The 1,257-nt window shown below is 43.3% G+C and carries 1 protein-coding gene; it reads right to left on the bottom strand.

What is annotated here, in order from left to right:
• Positions 1-134 precede the first annotated feature (134 nt).
• Entirely contained in the window at positions 135-1,169 is a 1,035-nt protein-coding gene (locus BM378_RS20245; RefSeq protein WP_143104617.1) for an IS110 family RNA-guided transposase, read from the bottom strand.
• Between the last annotated feature and the right edge of the window lie 88 nt (positions 1,170-1,257).

Here is a 1,257-nt window from a genome sequence, read left to right as displayed (position 1 = left end):
TTCGCGCCCTTGTGCCTCTTCTCCTACTCGGTGTTTTAACACACTAATCACTTTACAGGCTATCAAGGGTGGGTCTAACCGCTTAACGCAGGTTCTTGGTCAATACAGTTATTTCTGTTATCGAAGACTAAATGTTAATTTGCTAGTAGGCTTGGTTCATAACGCGTGCCCTTTTTCAGCATGGCATACGCCGTCCGAACTGTTTTATTTGCTAACGCAATGGCGGCGCACTTCACACCGCGTCTTTCAACTAATGCTTTGAGCCATTGCTCTTTTTTCGTTTTTGGCTCGCGATGCTTTAACTGACTGATGACCGCTCTGGCCCCCAGAAATAAGTGACTTCGTAATATCATCTCTCCGCGGTATTTGGCTATATGACCTATTCGCACTTTTCCACCACTTGAGTGCTGACGTGGGGTGACGCCAATATTGGCTGCTGCATTACGTCCGCTCGTAAAATGGGTTGTGTCACTTAAGCTAATTAATAAACCAACCGCGGTGATAGGCCCTACGCCCTCAAGAGCCAGTAAGCGTTCACATTGCTCATCTTGTTTTACTAAGCCTGTCAGTAACTCATTTAATGTTTCTTTTAATGTTGATTGGGCTTTAAATAATTCATAGCACTGCGCTATACACTGCCTTAAACCAGCGGTTAACCCATTATCGCTATCTTCTAAAATCTCAGGGATAGCCTGCCTAAACGCGCATTCTGATTGCTTGATTACAATTCCAAATTCAAGTAACAAGCCTCTGATTTGATTCGCCAACTGCCGTTTCTGCTTTTCAGCTAACGCACGCATTCGCTCTATCGACTGTAGGCTTTGCTGTGCTTGTGTCAGTGATTTACACGGGCGAACATTGGGTGAGAAAGAAGCCGCAGCTATTGCAATAACATCGTTTGCATCTGTTTTCTGGCCAATCCTAAATGCTTTGACAAATCGAGGGTCTAGAATCACGACTTCATGACCAACACTACGCGCCTTGCGTGCCCAATAATGAGCACCGCCACATGATTCCATAACAACTTTACAACGAGGAGACGTGGTGAGTATCGACAGTAGCTCTTTTCTGCTTACCGCTTTATTACTTTGTAGTTTTTGATGAAAAAATTGACCGACTTGAAAAACATTTTTTGCCAAGTCGATACAAATTAAGTTAAATTTTGACATGTATGGATTCCTTATTGGTAAAAGTGGTTTTGCAATTTCTTTATACCGTACTTACCCTATTTAGGGGAGGAGTCCATACATCTCCTAC

Source organism: Pseudoalteromonas lipolytica, from assembly GCF_900116435.1.
Lineage (GTDB): Bacteria > Pseudomonadota > Gammaproteobacteria > Enterobacterales > Alteromonadaceae > Pseudoalteromonas > Pseudoalteromonas lipolytica.
Note: the sequence above shows the minus strand (reverse complement) of the source record. Positions and strands in the feature narration are given on the sequence as shown.